Consider the following 14820-nt stretch of genomic DNA (forward strand, 5'->3'; position numbering starts at 1 on the left):
TGTTTGAGCAAACCGCTGGTCTTGGATCGTCGGACGGGGGACAATGGAACCTCGAGGAGCGAATGAGGCTCCAAACTGCAGCAAGCGCCGGCTGGATGCCGGCCTCGAGGAAAAACAATTATGTATCGCGGCGAACGCTTCAACGGCTATTCGCATCTTGCCGGCACCCTGCTGGCGATAGCCGGTCTGGTGGTGCTGGTGGTCGAGGCGGCCATGCAGCGCGATCCATGGAAAATCGTCAGCTTCAGCTTGTACGGCGGCACGCTGGTGACGCTGTACCTGATCTCGACGCTGTACCACAGCTTCAGGGGGCGGGCCAAGGCCATCCTGCAGAAGTGCGACCATTCGGCGATCTATCTGCTGATCGCCGGCAGCTACACGCCGTTCGCGCTGGTGACGCTGCGCGGCGCCTGGGGCTGGACCCTGTTCGGCGTCAGCTGGGGGCTGGCGCTGTTCGGCATCATCCAGGAGCTGACGCTGGGGCGGCGCACCCGCATCCTGTCCATGATCCTGTACGTGGCGATGGGTTGGCTGGTGCTGATCGCGATCAAGCCGCTGATCGAGGCGCTGGAGCCCGGCGGCTTGTTCTGGCTGGCGCTGGGCGGCCTGCTGTACAGCGCGGGCATCTACTGGTTCCTGAACGACGAGAAGATACGCCACGGCCACGGCATCTGGCATTTGTTCGTGCTGGGCGGCAGCATCTGCCAGTATCTTTGCGTGTTGAACTACGTGGCCTGAGCGCATTTCGCGGGAACGAAAAACGGCAGCCGAGCGCTGCCGTTTTCATTTGCTGGGCAAGCCGATCTAGTCGCCGAACTGCACCGGCAGCCTGTCTTCGTCCACCAGCCGGCTCAGCGCGGCGACCACATGCGGATCGAACTGGGTGCCGGCGCGGCCATTGATGTACTTCATCGTGTCCTCCATGCTCCACGGCTCCTTGTAGGGGCGCTTGTTGAGCAGCGCGTCGAACACGTCCACCACCGCGACGATGCGGGCGGACAGCGGGATGTCCTGGCCTTTGAGTTTGCTGGGATAGCCGTTGCCGTCGAAGTGTTCGTGGTGGCCGCCGGCGATTTCCGAGCCCAGCGACAGATAGCTGGCGCCCTCCACCAATTGGGCGGACTTGGCCAGGATCTGCGCGCCTATCGTCGCGTGCTGCTCCATGATGGCGCGTTCGTCAGGATCCAGCTTGCCGGGTTTCAATAGGATATTGTCAGGCGTCGCCACCTTGCCGATGTCGTGCAGGATGCTGGCCATGCCCACCATGTCCATGAACTCCCGGGTCATCAGCTCGGGGTAATGGTTGTCGCCGGCCATTTCCTCGGCGATGGCGTCGGTCAGCTTTTGCACCCGCAGCACGTGGTCGCCGGTGTCGGTGTCGCGGAATTCCGCCAGATCGGCCAGCGCAACCACCGTGGCTTCCTGGGCGCTGCGCAGCTGGTTGTACAGGTAGAGGTTGTCGTAGGCGGCCGAGATGCGCTGGCAGAACACGTCCAGCAAGTCGCGCTCCACGGCGTCCAGCGGCCATTGCGGCATGAAGTGGACGGCGAACTCGCGGCGGTTGCGCGAGGAGATGTACAGCACGTCGTAGGGATGCTGGTAAATGCTGCGCTTTTCCTTGAACACCTGCTGGAACACCGCTTCCAGGTGCGGCTCGTTGGACAGGTCGCCGGATTCCGCCAGGTATTCGTAGGCGCCGGACACCGCCAGGATTTCCAGTTCAGGCCGGCCGACCATATTGTCGTTGCGCACGCACAGAATGCCGTCGGTGCCGATGTCCAGCAGCGCGCTGATCTGGCGCAGCACGCCGGATGCGAACTCCCGCAGCGAGTGCAGCTGGTACAGATCGGACGCGCTCTCCAGGATCTTGGCCAGGCCCTGGCGGTTCTTTTCCAGCGACACCAGGTTTTCGTAGGCGCGCAGCGAGGCGATGGTGGTGGTGAACAGCTTCTGGGTGGTGAGTTCGGTCTTGGTCTTGTAGTCGTTGATGTCGTAATTGAGGATGACCTCCTGCTCCGGCGCCTGTCCGGGCTGGCCGGTGCGCAGCACGATGCGCACCACGCCGTTGTCGAGCTCCTCGCGGATGCGGTGCACCAGCCTCAGGCCCGCGTCCTCGCTTTCCATCACCACGTCCAGCATGATCAGCGCGATGTCCTGATGCTGCTGCAGCATCTGAAAGGCCTCGGCGCCGCTGTAGGCGCTCAGCAGCTCCAGCGGGCGCTCCTTGTAGCTGATGCCGCGCAGCGCGATGCGGGTGGCGGTGTGCACGTCCTTTTCGTCATCGACGATCAGCACTTTCCAGGGCTTGCGCACTTCGGACGGACGGGGCGTTTCCTCGCCGTCGTTGTCGTCCAGCAGCCAGTTGTCGTCGTCTGGAAGGGATGCTTGTTGGCTCATGCCACATTCTCCTTATGCTGGACGGTGGGGGCGATGCAAGGCATGTCCAGCGTGAATCGGGTGCCCTGTCCAACCTCGCTGTGAACCTCGATGTTGCCGCCCAGTCGCTGCCGCACGATGTTGTAGACGATGTTGAGGCCGAGGCCGCTGCCGCCGGTGCCGCGGCGGGTGGTGAAGAAGGGTTCGAATACCCGGCTCAGGTTTTCCTGCGAGATGCCCTGGCCGCTGTCGCTGATGGTCATCGATACATGCTGGGCGGCGTTGCGGTGGGCCTCGATGACGATGGCGCCGGCGATCTCGCCGCCTTCGTAGCCGTGTATCAGCGCGTTGACCACCAGATTGGTCAGCACCTGGGCCAGCGCGCCGGGGTAGCTGTCCAGCAGGATGTCCTCTTCGCACTGGATGTCTATCGAGACCTTGGTGTGCTTGAAGCGGGGTTTCAGGCTGGTGATCACCTCGTTCAGGTAATCGTGCAGGTGGAAGCTGCGCCTGGCCTCGCTGGTCTGGTCCACCGCCACCTGCTTGAAGCTGTGGATCAGGTTGGCGGCGCGCTCGGAGTTGGCCAGGATCAGCTCGCAGCATTCCTGCGCCGTTTCGAGATAGCTCTGGAAGTCGCTCTTCTTGATGTTGCCGCTGTCCAGCTTGCCGGTGATGTGCGAGGTGGCGGTGCCAAGGTGCGAGGCGGCGGTCAGCGTGATGCCGACCGGGGTGTTGATCTCGTGGGCGACGCCGGCCACCAGGCTGCCCAGCGACGCCATCTTTTCCGCTTCCACCAGCGTTTCCTGCGTCGCCATCAGCTGGCTGTAGGCCTGCTGCGCCTTTTCCTTTTCCTCGCGCGCGATCGCCTCGGCCGCGGTCCGTTTCACCAGGTCGGCGGCGGTGCGGGCGACGATGCGGTTGAAGCCGTTGACGATGCCGCCGATCTCGTCGTCGGCCAGGTGGGTGATCTGGGCGCCGCTGGCGTCCGGCGCGCGGATCGCGGTGTTCAGCGCCTGCTGCAGCTTGGCCAGCGGCTGGAAGATGAAGCGCTGCAGATTGAACGACATGATGAAGAAGATCAGGCCGTCCAGCAGCACGATCTGGGCGACGATGGTGATCAGGTGCTGGTCTTCGCGCGCGCGCAGCGCGTCGTGCGACAGGTAGACGGTGGCGGTGCCCAGGTGCTCCTTGCCCTGGTAGATGATGGGAATGCTGAGGGTGTCGTCGACCTTGGGCTGCTCGTTGGGCAGCATGTCGCGGAGACTGCCGTTGGCGTCGCGGGTGCGGCCCAGGTTGAGGCCGCTTTCCCCCTTGACGTTGATGGCGATAACCGAGGGCCAGCTCAATTCGCTGTCCAGCGCCAGGCGGACGTTTTCGTCGTCTAGCTGCCAGATGCCGTGCGGCAGGGACAGGGAAAGCCGCGACTGCACGGCGGCGCGCTGGGTCTGGAAGTCATTCTGGTCAATATTGTAGTCATGGATGTAGAAATACAGTCCAGTCGTCCCCAGAATGGTGGTGATCCATGCCATCAGCCATAACATTAACCTTGTCTTGATACTTTTCATGGTGCCTGTTTACCCGTGCCCTCAGAATGAATCGTAGGCAGAGGGCGAAGGAATTGCCATGCCGGATCGAGAACGGCTTCTGGTCCGCGCGCGGCCGCGGCTCAGGATGGAGGCGCGGCCAGCGGTTGCGTTTGCGCGCGGCGCAGCGGCAACTTTTGCGCGAGCAGGCCGCCCAGGATCAGCGCCAGGCCCAGCAGCGTCGACGGCAGGATAGCCTCGCCGACGATCAGGTGGATCAGCAGCAGCGACGCCATCGGTGCCAGGAAGATCAGGTTGGCGATGCTGGCGGTGCTGCGCGTCAGCTTCATCGCCGACAGCCACAGCACGAAGGTGAAGCCCATTTCCAGCGCGCCGACATAGGCGGCGCCGGCCAGTCCTTGCCAGGCGGGGAGCGCCAGTTGGCCATGCCAGGCGCACCAGGCCAGGCTTAGCGGCAGGCTGCAGGCGAAATTCAGCGTCAGGCCCAGCACCGGCTCGCGCGCGTCGCGGGTGTTGAAGATCCAGTAGCCGGCCCATAGCAGCGTCGAAACGAGCGCCAGCAGCACGCCCAGCTGGTTGGAGAAGTGCAGCTCCAGCAAGCGCCCCCGGGTGCCGATCACCAGCACGCCCAGATAGCAGATCAGCGCGGCGGCGGCGTCCTGGGCGCGCAGCTTCTGCTTCAGCAGCGGCACAGCCAGCAGGGTCATCGTCAGCGCCCAGGTGTAGTTGATCGCCTGCGCTTCCTGCGCCGGCAGCAGCGAGTAGGCCTGGAACAGCACCAGATAGTAGATGAAGGGATTGACCGCGCCGAACAGCAGCGAGCTTTTCCAGTGGCGGCGGAAGGCGGCGGCCAGTTCGGGCAGGCGGCGCTGCCAGGCCAGGATGGAGAGCAGCGACAGCAGGGAGGCGGCGCTGGCGTACAGCACCAGTTGCATCGGGCTGAGGTGCTGCAGGCTGAGCTTGAAGGCGCTGGCGACAGTGGACCAGGCCAGCACGGCGCCGAGACCGAAGGCGTAGGCTTTTTTCTGATTATGGGCGGACGACAAGACGGCTCTCCGGTGTGGTGGCTTGCCGGTCGATGTTAACCACAAACCGTCGTCATCGGCAAAGCGCTTCAGATCCCGGCCAGCAGGCGGTTGAGCGCGCGGCTGAGGCGTGGCATGGTCGCGGAGGCGGCGAGGCCGATCGGGCCGCCGTTTTCGGCGCGGTAGTCGTCGCCGGCCAGCCCGTGCAGCCGGACCGCCAGCGAGGCGGCGTCGAAAGCGTCCAGGCCCTGGGCCAGCAGCGCGGCGATGAGGCCGGTCAATACATCGCCCTGTCCGGCGACGGCCAGTTCCGGTCCGCCGCTGTCATTGACGCGGTAGTAGCCATCAGGCCTTGCGATCAGGCTGCCGGCGCCTTTCAGGACGACAACGCTGTTCAGGCCGGCGGCCAGCCGGCGGGCATGGGGCACGCGATCGGCCTGGATCTCTTGGGCGCCGCCCAGCCGCAGCAGCCGGGCGGCTTCGGCGGGGTGGGGCGTCAGCACGGTAGGCGCCCTGCGCTCGGCGACGAGGGCGGCCAGATCGCGGCGGACCGCCAGCAGATTGAGCGCGTCGGCGTCCAGCACCAGGGGAACGGCGCGGGCGATGGCCTGCTCCAGCAGCCGCTCGGCCAGCTCCTGCCGGCCCAGGCCTGGGCCGACGGCCAGCACGTCGGCGACGGGCAGGTCCGCGGCTTCGTCCGCCGGGCGCACCATCAGTTCCGGCGCGGCTGGGTCGACCGGCAGCCGGTCGTCCAGCGGACACAGATAGACTTTGCCGGCGCCGCCGGCCAGCGCGCTGCGGCCGGCGAGCAGCGCCGCGCCCAGCATGCCGGGCGCGCCGCCGATGACGGATACGGAGCCGTAGCTGCCCTTGTGGCTGTCCCGGTTGCGGGCGAGCGCCGCGACCGGCGGGCGGTTGAGCTCGCCTTCGGCTTCCGGATACAGGCCGGCGGGGCAGTCCAGCATAGCCAGCTCCACCTGGCCGGCAAAGTCGGCGCCTGGCCCGCCGAACAACCCCGGCTTGTGGCAGAGGAAGGTCAGGGTGTGGTCGGCGCGGATGGCCGCGCCTTGCGGCTGCCCGGTATAGGCGTCAAGCCCGCTGGGGCAGTCCAGCGCCAACTTGGCGCAATCCAGGCGGTTCAGCCGATTTATCAGGTCTTGCCAGGCGGGACCCAGCGGACGGGACAGGCCGATGCCGAACAGGCCGTCTATCAGCAGCGCCGGAGGCGGCGCGCCGCCGGGCAATTCAGCCAGGATGGAGAGGCCTGCTTTTTCCGCCTGCCGGCGCGCGGCGCGGCATTCGTCGCTGGCCGGAGCGATGGGCTGCAGGATGGTCAGCGGATGGCCGCGCTTGCGCAGCGCCAGCGCCGCGTGCAGCGCGTCGCCGCCGTTGTTGCCGGGGCCGGCGCAGACCAGCAGCGGCGAGGCCGGGGGGCTGTGGCGGGTGACCCAGTCCGCGGCGGCAAGCGCGGCGCGGCGCATCAGGTTCAGTCCATGGCCGGCGGCGGCCTGTTCCAGCCGGCGCAGCGCTTCCAGGCTCAGGATCGGGCCGCCGTCCATGTTCATGCTCCCCAGCGCGGCGTCAAGGTTTGTTCGACGCCCAGTTGATCGAGGATGCGGGAGACGACGAAGTCCACCATGTCGTCCACGCTCTTGGGATGGGTGTAGAAGCCGGGGGCGGGGGGCAGGATCACCACCCCCAGGCGCGCCAGGTCCAGCATGTTTTCCAGGTGGATGGCGGACAGCGGCGTCTCGCGCGGCACCAGCACCAGCTTGCGCTGCTCCTTGATGCAGACGTCGGCCGCGCGTTCGATCAGGTTGTCGCTCATGCCGTGGCGGATAGCCGCCAGCGTGCCCATCGAACACGGGCACACCACCATCGCGTCCGGCGGATTGGAGCCGGACGCCGCCGGCGCGAACCATTCCTCGCGGCCGTAGACTTCCAACTGGCCGTCGCCGGCGGGATAGCGGGCCTGCAGCCAGGCTTTCATTTCGGCCGGACGCGAGGGCAGGGTCAGTTGCATTTCCTGCTTGGCCACCACCTGGGCGGCTTGGGAATACAGCACCCACACCCGCGCGCCGGCGGCGAGCAGGGCCTCGATCAGGCGCAGGCCGTAAGGCAGGCCCGAGGCGCCGGTGAGGGCGACGGTGACGGTTTTGCGGGGCATCGGCTTCTTTCTCCAGCCGGGCTGGACGGGCAGGGCGGCGGGCCCTGCCGATGGTCAGTGTTCGCGGTACAACTGGCGGTGGCGGACCAATACCTGGCGGTCGGGGAAGGAGCGCGCCAGATTCTCGATGATGTACACCGAGCGGTGCTGGCCGCCGGTGCAGCCGACGGCCACCGTCAGGTAGCTGCGGTTTTCCTTGCCGTAGCAGGGCAGCCACTTGGCGATCATCGCCTGGATGTCGGCTATCATCTCGGCCACTTCCTGATGGCCGGCGAAGAAGTCGATGATGGGTTGGTCGCGGCCGGTGAACGGGCGCAGCTGCGGATCGTAATAGGGATTGGGCAGGCAGCGGGCGTCGAAGACGAAATCGGCGTCCTGCGGCACGCCATGCTTGAAGCCGAACGATTCGAAGATCAGCGTCAGCTGGCTGCTGTCGGCATCGACCAGTTCGCGCACCCAGCTTCTGAGGGCGTTGGCGGACAGTTCGCTGGTGTCGATGCGGGTGCCCAGCTCCAGCACCTCGGCCAGCATCTCCTGCTCCAGCAATATGCTTTCCTCCACCGTGATGCCGGTGTCGGACAGGGGGTGGCGGCGGCGGGTTTCGGAGAAGCGTTTGACCAGCGTTTCCGGCTTGGCTTCCAGGAACAGCAGCCGAACATCCATGCCTTGGGCCTTCAGGGATTCCACCACTTTGGGCAGCGCGCCCAGGGTGGGGCCGGAGCGGGTATCCACGCTGATGGCGATGTCCTTGTAGCCGAAGTCGGCGTACATCGCCATCGCTTCCGGCAGCATGGTGGCCGGCAGATTGTCCACGCAGTAGAAACCGGAATCCTCCAGCGCGCGCAGCGCCACCGACTTGCCGGAACCGGACAGGCCGCTAATCAATATCAGGCGCATTTTCCTGGTCTCGCAAGAAATTGGTGTGGCGTTCGATGAATTCGCGGGTGCTGTCGATGCCGCGCAGCTGCAGGATGTAGTTGCGCACGGCGGCCTCCACCAGCACCGCCAGGTTGCGGCCGGCGGCCACGGGCAGCACCACCTTGCGCACGGTGACGCCGATGATGTCCTGAGTTTCCGACTGGATGTTCAGCCGGTCCAGCGCCTGCATCGCCTGGTCGTTGGCCTTGACCAGATGGATGATCAGTTTCAGCACCTTCTTGGGGCGGACCGCGGTCTCGCCGAAGATGGTGCGGATGTTGAGGATGCCGAGGCCGCGCACTTCCAGGAAGTCGCGCAGCAGCGGCGGGCAGCGTCCTTCGAGCGTGTCCGGGCCGATGCGGTATAGCTCGACGGCGTCGTCGGCCACCATGCCGTGGCCGCGGGAGATCAACTCCAGCGCCAGCTCGCTCTTGCCCATCGCGGAGTCGCCCATGATCAGCACGCCGATCTCGAACACGTCGAGGAACACGCCGTGCAGCACGGTGGACACCGCCAGCGCGCGCGCCAGGTATATCCGCAGCACGTCCATCAGGTACGGGCTTTCCAGCGTGCTGCACATCAGGGGCACGTTGTGGCTGTGGCAGTAGTCGCGCAGCAGCCGGGGCACTGGCTGGTTGTTGGTGACCATCACCACCGACATGCTCTTGTGGAACAGCTGGTCCAGCGCGGTCTTGGCCGCCGACTGCTCCAGCTTGTTAAGGTAGTCGACCTCGGCGAGGCCCAGCACCTGCACCCGGTTGGGGTGGATGAAGTTCAGGTGGCCGACCAGGGCCAGCGTCGGCCGCTGGTCGTCGTTGCCGATCACGTTGTCGGAGCCGCCGGTGCCGGCGACCCAAGTCAGATTCAGCTTCTGCTGGTTTTCCTGATACAGCCGGCGCACGGTGATGCTAGGCATGGGGCGTCCATTCGCAAAGCAGCTTGTACAGGTCGTCGCGCGCGCCGGCGCCAAGCATCTGCTCGCGCATCTGGCGGCTGGAGAACAGCTGCGCCAGCTCCGACAGCACCTGGAGGTGCAGGTCGGTGGCGTGCTCGGGGACCAGCAGCACGAACAGGCATTGCACCGGCTTGCCGTCCGGCGCGTCGAAGGGAATGGGCGCCTTCAGGCGGATGAACACGCCGGTGGCTTCCTTGAGGCCGCGCGCGCGGCCATGGGGAATGGCCACGCCCTGGCCGAGTCCGGTGGAACCCAGTTTTTCACGGCTGAACAGGCTGTCGAAAACCTCGCTGCGGGCGATGCCGCGGGTGTTTTCCACGAGCAGTCCCACTTGTTCGAACACCCGCTTCTTGCTGGCGACGTCCAGATCCAGCAGGATATGGTCCGGGGTCAGGATCTTGCCGATGAGAGTCATGTTGGAGTATGCATGCGGCTCTTGGGGTGAAACTGTGAATTCTACGTTGCCTTGATAGTACTGAAAACCGGCAAGCGCAAAGAAAAACGGGAACCGTCAGGCTCCCGTTGTCTTCAGTCAGGCCTTACAGCGAGGCCTGGGTCTGAGACGCTTCGCCCGAGCCCGTCGCGCGGTGCTCGGTCAGCTTTTCCTTGTACTTCAGGACTTGGCGGTCCAGCTTATCCATCAGTACGTCGATGGCGGCGTAGAGGTCGGCCTCGGAAGCTTCGATGTGGATGTCCTTGCCGGACAGGTGCACATTGACTTCAGCCTTCTGGACCAGCTTGTCCACCGACAGGGTGACGGAGATGTCGATCACATGGTCGACATGGCGGGTAATGCGCTCCAGCTTGTTCTCGATGTATTCGCGCAGCGACGGGGTGACTTCCAGGTGCAGGCCAGTTACTTTGAGGTTCATACCCTAGCTCCTTCTGGTGTTGACCACCCGGTCGGGTTGCCGGGCGGCATTGTATTCTTGAGGCGCCCTACAGCGCCTTGCGCAGATTCACCGCCGGAATCTGCATGGCTTCACGATACTTGGCTACGGTGCGTCTGGCAACCTGTATTCCCTGCTTGGCCAGCGCGTCGGCGATGGCGCTGTCGGACAGCGGCTTCGCGCGGTCCTCGGCGTCTATCATGCCGCGGATGTGGGCCTTGATCGCGGTGGCGGAGCACTCTCCGCCGCTTTCAGTTTCCAGCGAACTGCCGAAGAAATACTTGAGCTCGAACAAGCCCCGCGAACAAAGCAGGTATTTCTGGCTGGTGGATCGGGAAACGGTGGATTCGTGCAGGCCCAGTTCTTCCGCGATGTCCCGCAGGATCAGCGGGCGCATCGCCACTTCGCCGTGCTCAAAGAACGATTGCTGGCGCTCAACGATAGCTTCCGCCACTTTGAGTATGGTGTCAAACCGTTGCTGGATGTTCTTGACCAGCCAGCGGGCCTCCTGCAGCCGGCCCGACATTTCGCCGCCGGCGCGCTGGTCGGCCAGCATGCGCTCGTACAGCCGGTTGACGCGCAGGCGGGGCATCGCCGCGCGGTTGAGCTCGGCCGCCCAGCGGCCGCGCAGCTTGCGCACGCTGATGTCGGGAATCACGTAATGGGTTTCGCCGTGGCCGAAGCCGGTGGCCGGGTGCGGGTTGAGGCGGGCGATCAGCGCCTGCGCGCCGCGCAGCGCCGCGTCGTCGCAGCGCAGCAGCTTTTTCAGCCGGGCGTAGTCGCGGCTGCCGAGCAGGGCCAGGTGCTCGCGGACGATGGCCAGCGCCAGCGCGTGCTCAGGCTCGACGCCGGGCAGGCGCTGCAACTGCAGCGTCAGCGATTCGGCCAGCGAGCGCGCGCCCACGCCGGCGGGGTCGAACTGCTGCAGCAGCCTGAGGCCCACCGCCAGCTCGTCGACTTCCAGCTCCAGTTCCAGCGGCAGGTTGCCGGCCAGCTCGTCCAGCTGCAGCGGCAGGTAGCCGTCGTCGTCCAGTTCCTCTATCAGCAGGCGCATCACCGCGCGGTCGCGGTCGGAGAGGGCGATTTCGCCCAGTTGCGTCAGCAGGTGCTCGCGCAGACTGACCGGGCAGGGCACGTTGAGCATGGGGTCGAAGTCATTGTCGTCCCCCTTGCGGCTGCCGGCACCCCAGTCCAGCAGTTCGCCGGCGCCGTCGTCGCGGCTGTCGGCGTCCTGGGCCTCGGCCGGGCTTTCCTGCTGTTCCGCGCTGTCGGGAGCGGCTTCGCCGTCGCGGGGCTCGTCGCCGCGCTCCAGCAGCGGATTGTCCAGCAGGAAGCGCTCCACCTCCGTCTGCAGGTCCAGTGTGGACAGTTGCAGCAGCTTGATCGATTGCTGCAGCTGCGGCGTCAGCGTCAGTTGCTGGGATACCTTGAGCTGAAGGGCCTGTTTCATCGTTTACAGATGGAAGTGCTCGCCGAGGTAGACCTCGCGCACTCTCTCGTTGTTGACCAGTTCTTCCGGCTCGCCGGAGGCCAGCACCGAGCCGTCGCTGATGATGTAGGCGCGGTCGCAGATGCGCAGCGTCTCGCGCACGTTGTGGTCGGTGATCAGCACGCCGATGCCGCGCTCCTTCAGGAAGGAGATGATCTTCTGGATGTCGATCACCGCGATCGGATCCACGCCGGCGAAAGGTTCGTCCAGCAGGATGAAGCGCGGACGGGTGGCCAGCACGCGGGCGATCTCCACCCGGCGGCGCTCGCCGCCGGACAGCGACAGCGCGTTGCTGTCGCGCAGGTGGCCGATGTTGAGGTCGTCCAGCAGCAGGTCCAGCTCCTTTTCCAGCTCCTTGCCCTTGAGGCCGGAGATTTCCAGGATGGCGGCGATGTTCTCTTCCACCGTCATGCGGCGGAAGATGGACGCTTCCTGCGGCAGGTAGCCGAGGCCGAGCTGGGCGCGCTGGTGGATCGGGTAGTGAGTGATGGACGCGTCGTCCAGGCGAATGTCGCCGTCGTCGGCGCCGATCAGGCCGACGATCATGTAGAAACTGGTGGTCTTGCCGGCGCCGTTGGGGCCGAGCAGGCCGACGACTTCGCCGCTCTCGATGCTGAGCGACACGTCCTTGACCACGGTGCGCTTCTTGAAGCGCTTTTTCAGATTGGTGACGGTGAGGATGCTGTGCTTCATTGCGCGGCGGCTCCGGCGGCGGGTTTGGCGGCCGCCGGTTGCGACGCGGTGTTCTTCGGCTGCAGGATCACGGTGGTGCGCCCGCCCTTGCCGGCGTTGGCGCCGCCGCCTATCACCTGGTAGACCTCGCTCTGGGTGTCGTAGGTGATCACGTTGCCGATCACGAGGTCGCCGTTGCGCTTGACGCGGGCGTTGCCGGTCAGCACCGCGAAGTGCTTGGCGCTGTCGTAGTCCAGCTTGCTGGATTGGCCTTCGATCCAGCCGCTGTTGTTGTCCAGCTTCTGGCGGAAGGTGACGATGCGGCCGGTAGCCTGCAGCGTCTGGTTGCCTTGCGGGTCCTGGGTGGCTACCACCTTGTCGGCGTTCAGGCGCAGCGTGCCCTGGATCACCACCACGTTGCCGGTGCAAGTGGAGACGCCCTTGGTCTGCTCCATGGTGCAGCCGTTGTCGCTGGTGATTTCGATGGGCTTGGTTTTGTCTGCCTGTTCGGAGTGAGCCAGCGCGGAGGCGGCCAGCAGCAAGCCGGCCAGCAGGATGCGGGAGTTATTTGGCATAGACGATCTTGGTCTTGGAATACAGATTGAGCAGGCCCTGCGACTCCAGATAGCTGAAGCCGATGGAGTTGGCGACCGAGTTGCCTTGGTAGATCACCGACGGCGCCTTGGAGCTGGCGAAGCGCTTGCCGGTATCGACGAACATCGCGCTGCTGACCAGCCGGGTTTCGGGCTGCTTGCTGTCTGCGGGTTTGATCAAAACGACTTTCTTGTCGAAGTAGGCCTGCTGGCTCTTGTTGTTGTAGCGGCCGGTCTCGCCGGTCACATGGTATTGCAGCACGCCCTGCTGGTACTGGTACAGGTCGGGGTTCTCGAAATAGGCGTCGGGCTTGCCCGGATACTGCCACATGCGGGTGGCGATCAGCCGGTCCATCAGCTTGCCTTGCTTGTCGTAGCGGGTGGCGATCATGTTTTCCGCAACGTACTCGGGCTTGTCCGGATCGAGTTCGCGGCGGTGGCTGTCCCAGCGCGAAATCTGGTCCAGCCATATCGTCAGCAGCGCGGTCAGTCCGATCAGCAGCACCGGGAACAGGCGATGGGAGCGCAGCAGCTTGATCATGCCAGATACCGGGCGAGCACGCCTTCGAACGTGCCCTGGGCCTGCATGATCAGCTCGGCCAGCTCGCGCACCGCGCCATGGCCGCCGGGGTTGCCGGTCACGTAATGGCAATGCTGGCGCACCTGCGGCGGGGCCTCGGGCACCGCGACCGCCAGGCCGACCCGGGTCAGGATGGGCAGGTCGATCAGATCGTCGCCGATGAACGCGCATTGCTCGGCGGACAGGCCGGTCTTGTCCAGCAGCTCGGCCAGCGCGACTTTCTTGTCGTGGACGCCGCCGTAGTAGTGATCGATCTTCAGCGCCTGGGCGCGGTGCTCGACGCAGCGGTCGGCGCGGCCGGAAATGATGGCCAGCTGCACGCCGGTGCCTTGCAGCAGGCGCAGGCCGAGGCCGTCCTGCACGTAGAACGACTTGCTCTCTTCGCCGCGGGCGTCGTAGTAGATGCGGCCGTCGGTCATCACGCCGTCCACATCCATGATCAGCAGTTTCACCTTGCGGGCCTGCTCGGAAATCATACGCATTGCTTGATCCTTGCCGCCGCCAGTCGCTGGGACTGGCCGGCTGGTTTTAAAACACGCCGGCGCGCAGCAGGTCGTGCATGTGCAGCACGCCGGCCAGCTTGCCCTGGGCGTCGACGACCACCAGGCTGGTGATCTGGTGTTGTTTCATCAGGAAGCCGGCTTCGGCCGCCAGCTTGTCCGGCTGGATGGACCGCGGCTTGCGGCCCATCACTTCGTCTATCTTCAGACTGTAGACGTCCACGCCTTTTTCCAGCGTGCGGCGCAGGTCGCCGTCGGTGTAGATGCCGTGGAGCGTGCCGTCGGCGTCGCCTACCGCGACCATGCCCAGCCGCTTCTGCGACATTTCCAGCAGCGCGTCCTTCAGCAGCGTGCCCGGCGCCACCCGCGGCAGATCGCCGCCAGCGTGCATCAAGTCCTTTACATGCACCAGCAGGCGCCGGCCCAGGCTGCCGCCCGGGTGGGACAGCGCGAAATCGCTCTGGCCGAAGCCGCGCGCCCCCATCAGCGTGACGGCCAGCGCGTCGCCCAGCGCCATCTGCGCGGTAGTGCTGGTGGTCGGGGCCAGGTTCAGCGGACACGCTTCGCGCTCGACATGCGTGTGCAGCAGGATGTCCGCGGCCTGGGACAGCGTGGACTCGGACCGGCCGGTCACCGCGATCAGCTTGCCGCCCTTCAGCTTCAGCGCCGGCAGCAGCGACACCACTTCGGCCGACTCGCCGGAGTTGGACAGCGCGATCACCACGTCGTCGCCGGTGATCATGCCCAGGTCGCCGTGGGCGGCCTCGGCCGGGTGCACGAAGAAGGCCGGCGTGCCGGTGCTGGCCAGCGTGGCGGCGATCTTGCGCCCCACGTGGCCGGACTTGCCCATGCCGGTGACGATCACGCGGCCCTCGCAGGACAGGATGATCTCCACAGCCTCCAGGAAGTCGCCGTTCAGGCGTTCGGCCAGAGTGTTCAGCGCGGCCGCTTCTTCATGCAGCACTTCGCGCGCCGTTTCCAGCCGGCTGGTGTGATTTTTTTCCATAAGGCAAAAGTATATCAAAGGTTATAATCGATTGACGCGGGTGCTGGTGCAAGTTTTGCTTGGCGGTCGTGTTTTCCGTTGCCAATCTTTTCCCTGGAGTCCCGA

At 65.5% G+C, this 14820-nt stretch carries 16 protein-coding genes; 1 reads left to right on the forward strand and 15 read right to left on the reverse strand.

The window, feature by feature from the left end; translation table 11 throughout:
- The first annotated feature begins 120 nt into the window (after positions 1-120).
- Entirely contained in the window at positions 121-738 is a 618-nt protein-coding gene (gene trhA / locus VL52_RS03305) for a PAQR family membrane homeostasis protein TrhA (RefSeq protein WP_021475102.1), read from the forward strand.
- 66 nt (positions 739-804) lie between these two features.
- Here trhA and VL52_RS03310 read toward each other — a convergent pair whose 3' ends face one another.
- The 15 genes from VL52_RS03310 to VL52_RS03380 form a co-directional block, all read right to left on the reverse strand.
- Positions 805-2397: a DUF3369 domain-containing protein gene (locus tag VL52_RS03310; protein WP_046155693.1), complete on the reverse strand. Its 1593-nt coding sequence runs from the start codon at positions 2395-2397 to the stop codon at positions 805-807.
- Complete coding sequence (locus VL52_RS03315) at positions 2394-3905, reverse strand: sensor histidine kinase (protein WP_144408693.1); 1512 nt, start codon at positions 3903-3905, stop codon at positions 2394-2396. Before VL52_RS03315 ends, VL52_RS03310 begins: the two co-directional genes overlap by 4 nt.
- Before the next feature lie 137 nt (positions 3906-4042).
- Entirely contained in the window at positions 4043-4966 is a 924-nt protein-coding gene (locus VL52_RS03320; RefSeq protein ID WP_046155695.1) for a DMT family transporter, read from the reverse strand.
- A gap of 68 nt (positions 4967-5034) precedes the next feature.
- Positions 5035-6504 (reverse strand): NAD(P)H-hydrate dehydratase, encoded by a 1470-nt coding sequence (locus VL52_RS03325; protein WP_046155696.1) that lies wholly within the window; start codon positions 6502-6504, stop codon positions 5035-5037.
- Between the two features lie 2 nt (positions 6505-6506).
- Complete coding sequence (locus VL52_RS03330; protein WP_046155697.1) at positions 6507-7112, reverse strand: flavin prenyltransferase UbiX; 606 nt, start codon at positions 7110-7112, stop codon at positions 6507-6509.
- Positions 7113-7166: 54 nt separating this feature from the next.
- Entirely contained in the window at positions 7167-8009 is an 843-nt protein-coding gene (rapZ, locus tag VL52_RS03335; RefSeq protein ID WP_046155698.1) for an RNase adapter RapZ, read from the reverse strand.
- Positions 7990-8946, reverse strand: coding sequence for an HPr(Ser) kinase/phosphatase (hprK, locus tag VL52_RS03340; RefSeq protein ID WP_021476575.1), 957 nt, complete (start codon positions 8944-8946; stop codon positions 7990-7992). Before hprK ends, rapZ begins: the two co-directional genes overlap by 20 nt.
- A complete protein-coding gene (gene ptsN, locus VL52_RS03345) occupies positions 8939-9400 on the reverse strand; it encodes a PTS IIA-like nitrogen regulatory protein PtsN (protein ID WP_046155699.1) in 462 nt (153 codons plus the stop codon). Before ptsN ends, hprK begins: the two co-directional genes overlap by 8 nt.
- Before the next feature lie 124 nt (positions 9401-9524).
- Complete coding sequence (hpf, locus tag VL52_RS03350; protein ID WP_046155700.1) at positions 9525-9857, reverse strand: ribosome hibernation-promoting factor, HPF/YfiA family; 333 nt, start codon at positions 9855-9857, stop codon at positions 9525-9527.
- A 67-nt stretch (positions 9858-9924) separates the two neighbouring features.
- The gene (locus VL52_RS03355; RefSeq protein ID WP_046155701.1) at positions 9925-11325 is read right to left on the reverse strand and encodes an RNA polymerase factor sigma-54; all 1401 of its coding nucleotides are present in this window, start codon (positions 11323-11325) and stop codon (positions 9925-9927) included.
- Between the two features lie 3 nt (positions 11326-11328).
- Positions 11329-12057 carry an LPS export ABC transporter ATP-binding protein gene (gene lptB, locus VL52_RS03360; RefSeq protein ID WP_046155702.1) on the reverse strand — a complete coding sequence of 243 codons (729 nt, stop codon included), beginning with the start codon at positions 12055-12057 and terminating at the stop codon, positions 11329-11331.
- A complete protein-coding gene (lptA, locus tag VL52_RS03365) occupies positions 12054-12611 on the reverse strand; it encodes a lipopolysaccharide transport periplasmic protein LptA (RefSeq protein WP_046155703.1) in 558 nt (185 codons plus the stop codon). Before lptA ends, lptB begins: the two co-directional genes overlap by 4 nt.
- Positions 12601-13170 (reverse strand): LPS export ABC transporter periplasmic protein LptC, encoded by a 570-nt coding sequence (gene lptC / locus VL52_RS03370; protein ID WP_046155704.1) that lies wholly within the window; start codon positions 13168-13170, stop codon positions 12601-12603. The genes lptA and lptC overlap by 11 nt, the downstream gene beginning before the upstream one ends.
- Positions 13167-13691 carry a KdsC family phosphatase gene (locus tag VL52_RS03375; RefSeq protein ID WP_046155705.1) on the reverse strand — a complete coding sequence of 175 codons (525 nt, stop codon included), beginning with the start codon at positions 13689-13691 and terminating at the stop codon, positions 13167-13169. The genes lptC and VL52_RS03375 overlap by 4 nt, the downstream gene beginning before the upstream one ends.
- A 46-nt stretch (positions 13692-13737) precedes the next feature.
- Positions 13738-14715 carry a KpsF/GutQ family sugar-phosphate isomerase gene (locus VL52_RS03380; protein ID WP_046155706.1) on the reverse strand — a complete coding sequence of 326 codons (978 nt, stop codon included), beginning with the start codon at positions 14713-14715 and terminating at the stop codon, positions 13738-13740.
- Positions 14716-14820 lie beyond the last annotated feature (105 nt).

It is taken from the genome of Chromobacterium vaccinii (genome assembly GCF_000971335.1).
GTDB lineage: Bacteria > Pseudomonadota > Gammaproteobacteria > Burkholderiales > Chromobacteriaceae > Chromobacterium > Chromobacterium vaccinii.

Excerpts from the sequence above, each read along its gene's own strand:
- hpf (WP_046155700.1), bottom strand. The coding sequence starts at position 9,857 with ATGAACCTCAAAGTAACTGGCCTGCACCTGGAAGTCACCCCGTCGCTG.
- VL52_RS03330 (WP_046155697.1), bottom strand. The coding sequence starts at position 7,112 with ATGCCCCGCAAAACCGTCACCGTCGCCCTCACCGGCGCCTCGGGCCTG.
- lptC (WP_046155704.1), bottom strand. The coding sequence starts at position 13,170 with ATGATCAAGCTGCTGCGCTCCCATCGCCTGTTCCCGGTGCTGCTGATC.
- VL52_RS03315 (WP_144408693.1), bottom strand. The coding sequence starts at position 3,905 with ATGGCATGGATCACCACCATTCTGGGGACGACTGGACTGTATTTCTAC.
- VL52_RS03310 (WP_046155693.1), bottom strand. The coding sequence starts at position 2,397 with ATGAGCCAACAAGCATCCCTTCCAGACGACGACAACTGGCTGCTGGAC.
- VL52_RS03355 (WP_046155701.1), bottom strand. The coding sequence starts at position 11,325 with ATGAAACAGGCCCTTCAGCTCAAGGTATCCCAGCAACTGACGCTGACG.
- lptA (WP_046155703.1), bottom strand. The coding sequence starts at position 12,611 with ATGCCAAATAACTCCCGCATCCTGCTGGCCGGCTTGCTGCTGGCCGCC.
- trhA (WP_021475102.1), top strand. The coding sequence starts at position 121 with ATGTATCGCGGCGAACGCTTCAACGGCTATTCGCATCTTGCCGGCACC.
- lptB (WP_046155702.1), bottom strand. The coding sequence starts at position 12,057 with ATGAAGCACAGCATCCTCACCGTCACCAATCTGAAAAAGCGCTTCAAG.
- VL52_RS03375 (WP_046155705.1), bottom strand. The coding sequence starts at position 13,691 with ATGCGTATGATTTCCGAGCAGGCCCGCAAGGTGAAACTGCTGATCATG.
- rapZ (WP_046155698.1), bottom strand. The coding sequence starts at position 8,009 with ATGCGCCTGATATTGATTAGCGGCCTGTCCGGTTCCGGCAAGTCGGTG.
- VL52_RS03325 (WP_046155696.1), bottom strand. The coding sequence starts at position 6,504 with ATGGACGGCGGCCCGATCCTGAGCCTGGAAGCGCTGCGCCGGCTGGAA.
- hprK (WP_021476575.1), bottom strand. The coding sequence starts at position 8,946 with ATGCCTAGCATCACCGTGCGCCGGCTGTATCAGGAAAACCAGCAGAAG.
- ptsN (WP_046155699.1), bottom strand. The coding sequence starts at position 9,400 with ATGACTCTCATCGGCAAGATCCTGACCCCGGACCATATCCTGCTGGAT.
- VL52_RS03380 (WP_046155706.1), bottom strand. The coding sequence starts at position 14,715 with ATGGAAAAAAATCACACCAGCCGGCTGGAAACGGCGCGCGAAGTGCTG.